Here is a 7,810-nt window from a genome sequence, read left to right on the forward strand (position 1 = left end):
GCCCCGATCTCCAGTTGGGCGGTTGCGGTCGGCTCCACCATGGAGTCCTCTGGCGTAGCGGATGGCATGTCCACCTTTATCCAGACCATCCCCTTTAATCTCTACGCCCTTCTCACCATTGTTATGATTATTTTTATCTGTTGGACCAATCTGGATTTTGGGCCCATGGCAAAATTTGAGCACAATGCGATTTACAATAACGATCTTCATTCTAATCCCGACCATCCGCAGGATATCGAAGAAGAAAATTCCCGCATTGGAAATAAAGGCAAAGTTTATGATTTGATTATCCCCATTGTGGCGCTGATTATCTTTTCCATCCTGGCTATGCTCTATGTGGGCGGCCTGTTTACCGGTGAGGCTTCTTCTATTGGCGAGGCTTTTGGTAACACAGACGCCTCCAAATCCCTTTGCATTGGCGGATTTGCCGCGCTGGTTGTAGCATTCATCCTGTTCTTACCCCGCAAGATCCTGGGCTTCCGGGAGTTCATGGATGGTATTACTGAAGGTGTAAAATCCATGGTGCCTGCCTATATCATCCTAACCTTGGCCTGGACCATCAGCGGTGTATGCAGCGCCGATTACCTAGATACCGGCGGCTTTGTTGGTCATCTTGTGGCTACCAGCAGTATGCCTATGCAGCTTCTTCCCGCTGTTGTTTTCCTGGTGGCCAGCCTTCTTGCCTTCGCAACAGGTACCTCCTGGGGAACTTTCGGTATCCTAATTCCTATTGTAATTCCTATTATTAATGCGACAGGTTCTGACCTACTTGTTCCTGCTCTGGCAGCGACTTTGGCAGGCGCAGTCTATGGAGATCATATCTCCCCCATTTCGGACACCACCATTCTCTCTTCTACCGGTGCCCACTGCAATCACATCGACCATGTGACAACACAAATTCCCTATGCTACTATGGTAACCGCAGTCTGCTTTGTTGGATTCCTTATCGCGGGCTTTACCAACAATGCGTACATTACCCTGGGTTCTTCCCTTGTTCTGCTGCTCGCCGTTCTGTGCATTCTCAAGGTCATTCAAAAGAAAAAAGAAGCCAAGGCTTAAATCAAAAAGGGAGCCGTATTTTTGATACGGCTCCCTTCTCTCATGCTCAAGGGGCAGTGCTGAAAACAGCACTGCCCCTTGATTTGTGGGATTAATCTATGATGGTTTCTTCTGTAATTGTCACTCCCATTTCTCCAGCATCGATATAAGCGGAGGTGTGTACGTCCCAACTCTCTCCTACCTTCTTCAGGTCCTCCTTTAAAAAGTCCGGGGCCTTATCATAGGGGATATAAAACTGCTGGCATTGCAAGGACCCCTCTACATGGAAGGCTACCACATACCCGTCTGTGCTCATCTCATATTGCTGATAAGCACACTGGCAAAGCTGCGCAATCTGCGCGGCATCTTCGTACTTGGCAGAGATATCTGTCCCCCACATTCCATCTTCCAGGTCAGAAAACGAAAAGCGGTAAAAGTCGTCAGGTTCATTGAGGAACAGTGGATATACTCCCCGCAAAGCGCCATGGGAGGCATAGGTCACATAAGCGGCCTTGACCTTTGAAGACTCTGTTTGCTTAGTTACATCCCAGCCCTTTTCTTTGAGAAATTCAATGGTGTTTTGATAGTGGGCCCCCAACACGACGACAGAATCATAGGTGCTTAGGCCACTCTTTTGCAGCCTCTGACGCGCTTTTTCTGGCAAGGCTGTGGGAGTAGCTGTAATAGAGAGGCATCCCAGTGCCGGTGTGTCAGGTCGGGCATATTCCTCCACAGTTTCCTCCCGGCGGTCAGCCGCGATGGCCGCAAAAAGCTCCTCCTGCTCTTCCAGGGAAAGTGGCAATACCTGGCCACCCCGGCCCAACGCATCGTAAAGACGGAAAGAATTAAACTGATTAGGCTCTACCATGGCGGACAGATCTGTCTGTTTACGGAATTCAGGAATGACGCCCAGATCATTAAAGAGAGGGAAGTCGCTATAATAGACCTTGTCATACTTTCGCTGGACGGTCATACCATTTTTCAGCCGATAGGTGATGGTAATCGGCATCCAGGTCATCTCTTCGCCATCTACCTCTATATTTTGATTGCCGAGGGGGACCCAACGCTGTGTCATCCGGGTGTGGATATTCTTAACCGCCTCAATGCCCTCAGGCGTGCGAAGGACAATGCCATTTCGGTTGCTTCCATAGAGATAGGGTTCTACTACACCATAGTAACTAATGGAAACACTGTCCACCTGATCGACTTCTGGAATCCGGTACTGATATCCGGTCAGGTCAAAGCGAACCACGGCAAAGAGGGCTAAAAAGCATCCCGCAAAAATGGCGTATCCCTTCATACTTTTGCCAAAGGTTCGGAAGCTGCGCATGGCTATGGCCTCTATCACAGTATAGGCAATGAAAGAGCCAAGGATCAGTCCCAATATCATCATGGCCACCGAATCAGAGGCCATGCCTCCAAATCCGAGGCTGAGCAGTAATCCTCCAATATAAGCGCCAACATATTTAGAGATTTCTTTGACCAGGGTTCTTCCTCCCACCCGGCCGGCTCGTTCACAGCCTCTTTTACGGAAGCCAATAATGGAAAGGATCAGACAAAGGATGGCTAAAACCAGATAGGCGATGATAACCGGCCACCGATAGGTGTCATTTTCCACGAAGATGCGGAAGCCCAGCAAAAAAGGATTGGACCACAAGATGCCAATACCGCCGTCTCCCAAGAAAAGATCAGTGTAAGGGAATCCCACCAGCATACGGGAAAGAGCTTCCAGGGTATAGGCAAAGCCCAAGCTAATCGCCGCTCCAATCCCCGCCGTATAGAGCACATGGTCCAGCAGTGTTGGCGTAAAGACGCCAACGAAGCAGACCAAGGTATAACTAATTGTGGTGGTCAGGCAAAGGGTAAGAAACTCTATGACCAGAGATAATACTTGAATATTTCCAGAGTTAGAAATTGCCCCTGTGAGGGCACAGGGCAGATAGATTGCCAGCAGCGGCAGCAAGGTGACCACAAGCCCCGCCAGATAGTGGGACAAAAATAAGGTGTGACGCTTGACCGGCAGGCTGTAATAGAGATCCGCCCGATCCCCATGATGAATAAACTGCAGCGCCATAACTCCAGTAAAGAGCGGTATCGCCACAGGCAGGACGAAGAGAAAAGCTCCACTGAGATCATAAATCGGCGCTGCCGGCATGGAGTCCAATATCTTCTGTCCTTCTACTGTGCGAATGATAAAAGGAACTGTAAAAACCGCCAGGTAGATCATAGAGGCGACGAGGCAGACACCACGCATCCGTTTGAGCTGATGAAAAAAGAGGTACCATCCCCGCTTATGAGAAGATGATGTTTTTATAGTCATAACCGACCGCCTCCATTTCTTTGATAAATATCTCTTCCAATGTCAGGGGGAGTTCTTCAAAAAACAGGGGATGATATCTCTCTAGCCTTTCTCTTAATGCTGCGGCGGACTCCTTGGCAATAAGGGTGACAAGGCTTCCTCGGCGTTCAATGCTAATGAGCTGCATCCCATCCAGGGCGTCCGGTTCCAGTGGCTTAGAGAAGGCCGCCTGTACCCGTACAAATTCCTCTTTTAGCTGATCCAGATCCCGCTCTAACACCAGTTTTCCTCGGTGGATAATGGCCACATGGTCGCACATTTCCTCGATTTCATAGAGGTTGTGGGAGGTGGCCACGACCGTCATCTTCCGTTGTGCCACCCGGTCGATCAATGTCTCCTTGACAGCTGCCCGGACCACCATATCCAGCCCGTCAAAGGATTCGTCCATAAGCAGGATCCTAGGATTACAGGAAAGGGCGATAATAATCATAGCCAACTTTCGAATGCCTTTGGAAAAGGTATTGATAGGCTTCTTTCGATCCATATCAAAAATTTGGCATAAGGTTTCAAAATCTTCAGGGGAAAAATCGGGATACATATGGGAATAAAATTCCGCTAATCCCTCACAGGTCATCCCCGACTGCACAAAGGGCTGGTCGCAGATCATAAATATCTGTTCCATTGCCTGTTCATGCTCAAAAATGGGGATATCATTCAATGTCACATTTCCCCCATCACCTTTATAAATGCCGGCGATAATCCGCAGTACCGTGGATTTGCCAGAACCATTGGAACCTATTAATCCAAAAATGGAGCCTTCTCTAATCTCAATGGAAAAGTCAGCGACTGCCGTCTCTTTGCCAAACTTCTTTGTCAAATGCTCCAAGCAAATCATATTCCATTCTCCTTCTGTGCGTAAACCTGATCCAGCACAGTTAGCAGTTCAGGCTTCTTTACTCCAACTTTCCTGCACTGGGTACAAATTCCCTCAAAGCGTTCTATTATCTTTTTCTGTAGGCTGCGAGTCACCTCGTCAGCGGAGGAAACAAAGCTGCCCTTGCCTGCCACCGAACAAATCACGCCGCTGCGTTCCAGCTCCTGATAGGCTTTGGAGACCGTATTGGGGTTGACTCCAAGATCTCGTGCCAGCAGCCGCACCGAAGGAAGTTGATCACCAGGCTCAAGGGCGCCCACCGCAATCAGCTGCGTGATTTTCTGGCACAACTGCTCGTAAATGGGGATCCTGCTGTGCATATCAAGGGTAATCACCTCATCCACCTCTCTGTATTAACTGTATTATATCGAATAGTACAGTTATAGTATATTCAATTTCCCCTGTCCTGTCAACCGTATTAAACAAAATATTGTCTTCCCCGTAATAAAATTTTGTCAAAGTGATTACATACACCGAAAAGGATAGAAAAAGTATTGAAAATCTGATAAAATAATGATAAAAATACTATTCTATATCTAAAAGAGTAACAAGGCTGTTCTGGCTTTTTGACACTTTGACACGGAATATAGCATGATTCTAGGACGAATTGGAGGTCTGAACCTATGCGAAAAACAAAAATCATTTGCACGCTTGGCCCCGCTACCGATCATAAGGAGACTGTCCGGCAGCTCATGCTTGCCGGTATGAATGTAGCGCGTTTTAACTTTTCCCATGGCACCCATGAAGAACACCTGAACCGTTTGAAAATCCTCAAAGAGCTTCGGGAAGAGCTGGGGCTCCCCATTGCGGCGCTTTTGGATACCAAGGGGCCCGAAATTCGGATTGGTACCTTTAAGGACGGTAAGGTCACCCTATCCCCTGGCAACCTCTTTACCCTGACGACTCGAGAAATAGAGGGGGATGAAACCATCGTCTCCATTTCCTTCAAAGGACTGGTTGCGGATGTAGATGTAGGCAATCGTATCTTATTGGACGACGGACTGATTGAATTGAGGGTCCGAGAGATTACCGAAACCGATATCATTTGTAAAGTAATCAATGGTGGCACCATCTCTGATCGAAAGGGAGTGAACATCCCCGGAGTCAGAGTTTCGATGGATTATATCAGCCCCAAGGATCGGGAGGATATCCTCTTTGGTATTGATAACGGCTTTGATTTTATTGCCGCTTCTTTTACCCGCTGCGCAGATGATATTCTGCAAATTCGGCAGATTCTGGATTCTCGCCATTGCAATACCATCCGCATCATTGCAAAAATTGAAAACAGCGAAGGCGTCGCCAATATCGACGATATTTTGCGGGTCTCTGATGGCATTATGATCGCTCGTGGAGACATGGGTGTTGAAATTCCCTTAGAGGAAGTTCCCATCATCCAGAAAAAACTGATAAAAAAAGGCTACACAGCGGGACGGCAGGTCATTACCGCTACCCAGATGTTAGACAGCATGATTAAAAATCCCCGTCCTACCCGTGCAGAGGCCACCGATGTAGCCAACGCCATCTATGACGGGACCAGCGCGATCATGCTTTCCGGGGAAACGGCCGCGGGACTTTATCCAGTGGAAGCGTTACAGACCATGTCCATTATTGCCGAACGAGCAGAGCGGGATATCGATTATAAAAAGCGCTTTTACACCCGGGATATTGATCCGATTTCCGACGTAACCAATGCTATTTCTCACGCCACCTGTACCACCTCTTACGATCTGGGAGCTTCTGCTATCATCACCGTCACTAAAACCGGCACCACAGCGCGTATGATTTCCAAGTTCCGTCCCTCCGTCCCCATTATTGGCGGCACCATGGAACCTCATGTATACCGGCAGTTGGCTCTGTCCTGGGGCGTCCTTCCGTTGATGATTGAGGAAAAGAAAAATACCGACGTTCTTTTTGAGCATTCAGTTGCCCGTGCCAAAAAAGCAGGTTATGTCAGTGATGGGGACTTGGTGGTAATCACCGCTGGTGTTCCCCTTGGTATTGCCGGAACCACCAACATGCTCAAGGTTCATATGGTTGGCGATATCCTAGTCACCGGAACCGGCATTGGTGCTTCTTCTGTATGTTCTAATTTATGTGTCGTCCGGGATGAGGATGAAGCCCTAAAAAAGTTTAAAAACGGGGATATCTTGGTGATTCCCAGCACCTCCAATAAAATTCTTAGCTTGATGAAGAAAGCGTCTGGTATCGTCACTGAAGCCGGCGGGACTAATTCCCATGCGGCAATTGTGGGGCTTGCTCTGGATATTCCCGTTATCGTCGGCGCCAAAAGTGCAGTTTCCATTCTCAAAAACGGTACCTCTGTCACCGTTGATGCCCGACGGGGCATTGTGTGTAACTCCACAAATGTTCAAGCATTATAAAAAATAAAGGAGCCAAGCAATCATGAGGTTTTCCTCCCCATCTATGTCGTTTTTAAGAAAGATAGTAGCTTGTTTTCTTCTAGTCTCTATGATTCTTACCCTTTCTTCCTGTAATGGAGAGGAGGAATCCTCTTCTGCTCCAGCACCGGTGGTAACCACTCCCCAGGTTACGGAAGCACCCTTGCCAGAACCAGAAGAAGATGATCAGCTCCAAATTCAGCAGCCTGATGCCGATACCCTGCAAAAGCTTACTGATATGCAGTCTGCCAACAGCGATACGGTAGCCTGGCTGACCATTCCCGACACCACGGTAGACAATGCCGTAGTTCAAGCTGAAGATAACGATTTTTATCTCCGCAAAGATGAATACAAACAGTATAATTTTTACGGGTGCTACTATGCGGACTACGAAAACACCATTGGTGAGCGAAATGTCTTATCCCGCAACACCGTTATCTATGGACACAACATGGATGACAACCAGGTGCATGGTCTAAAGTTTGGCCAGCTATTGAAATATCTTGATGAGGATTTCGCCACCAATCACCCCTATATTTATTTAACGACTCCCGATGACCAGATGGTTTTTAAAATCTTTGCCGCCTATTATTCTGATATTAACTTCAATTATATCAGCGTCAACCCCAGCGACTTAGAGTTTTTAAACATTCTTAATGAGGCGGAGGAGCGCACCGAATATTTCTATGATGTGGATGTCAACGCCACAGATAAAATTCTAACCCTATCCACCTGTACCTATAAATACGGCATGCGGGAGGATCAGCGTTTTGTCGTCCAGGCCCGTCTTTTAAGAGATGGCGAACAGATGCCTGAAACCGTCAGCATAACGAAAAATCCATCGCCGAAAGAGCCACAATTTTAATTAAAATAAAAAGGACCAGCCAGATGACTGGTCCTTTTTATTTTACGACTGCTAGGCTGTGGTGGGAATATAGGCGTCATAGATATAAAATGCCCTGCCTATTGCATCCAGCGCCGGGGAAACCAGATACTCTCCTGGGGGGCTATATCCCTCCGAGGCGCCGTCTCCAGCGTCGATAATAGGCAATTCTTCCAATGGTTTGGAGGAAATAATAAAGGAGCCCAGCTTATCTGTAGTAAAGGATACATGGCTCATTTCGGGAGAATACTCGGCCT

At 47.8% G+C, this 7,810-nt stretch carries 7 protein-coding genes; 3 read left to right on the forward strand and 4 right to left on the reverse strand.

Annotation, left to right across the window (positions count from 1 at the left end):
• On the forward strand, window positions 1-1,059 hold a 1,059-nt coding region (locus ACZ25G_RS01360), incomplete at its 5' end, for a Na+/H+ antiporter NhaC family protein (protein WP_463681280.1).
• 91 nt (window positions 1,060-1,150) lie between these two features.
• On the opposite strand, the gene ACZ25G_RS01365 is transcribed toward ACZ25G_RS01360, so the two are convergent.
• From ACZ25G_RS01365 to ACZ25G_RS01375, 3 genes are read right to left on the reverse strand one after another with little or no spacing between them, the layout of a single operon-like run.
• On the reverse strand, window positions 1,151-3,358 hold the full coding sequence (locus ACZ25G_RS01365; protein ID WP_463681281.1) for a hypothetical protein: 2,208 nt from the start codon (window positions 3,356-3,358) through the stop codon (window positions 1,151-1,153).
• The gene (locus ACZ25G_RS01370) at window positions 3,330-4,232 is read right to left on the reverse strand and encodes an ABC transporter ATP-binding protein (RefSeq protein ID WP_342682779.1); all 903 of its coding nucleotides are present in this window, start codon (window positions 4,230-4,232) and stop codon (window positions 3,330-3,332) included. Before ACZ25G_RS01370 ends, ACZ25G_RS01365 begins: the two co-directional genes overlap by 29 nt.
• On the reverse strand, window positions 4,229-4,606 hold the full coding sequence (locus tag ACZ25G_RS01375) for a GntR family transcriptional regulator (protein WP_191483273.1): 378 nt from the start codon (window positions 4,604-4,606) through the stop codon (window positions 4,229-4,231). The genes ACZ25G_RS01370 and ACZ25G_RS01375 overlap by 4 nt, the downstream gene beginning before the upstream one ends.
• A gap of 288 nt (window positions 4,607-4,894) precedes the next feature.
• On the opposite strand from ACZ25G_RS01375, the gene pyk reads away from it, so the two are divergent.
• Both pyk and ACZ25G_RS01385 read left to right on the forward strand, forming a co-directional pair.
• Window positions 4,895-6,652: a pyruvate kinase gene (gene pyk, locus ACZ25G_RS01380; protein WP_342682777.1), complete on the forward strand. Its 1,758-nt coding sequence runs from the start codon at window positions 4,895-4,897 to the stop codon at window positions 6,650-6,652.
• A gap of 88 nt (window positions 6,653-6,740) precedes the next feature.
• A complete protein-coding gene (locus tag ACZ25G_RS01385) occupies window positions 6,741-7,535 on the forward strand; it encodes a class B sortase (protein WP_463681282.1) in 795 nt (264 codons plus the stop codon).
• A gap of 51 nt (window positions 7,536-7,586) precedes the next feature.
• Here the strand turns inward: ACZ25G_RS01385 and ACZ25G_RS01390 are convergent.
• Window positions 7,587-7,810, reverse strand: a 224-nt coding sequence (locus ACZ25G_RS01390; RefSeq protein ID WP_463681283.1) for a hypothetical protein, incomplete at its 5' end; no start/stop codon positions are given.

It is taken from the genome of Zongyangia sp. (genome assembly GCF_965361945.1).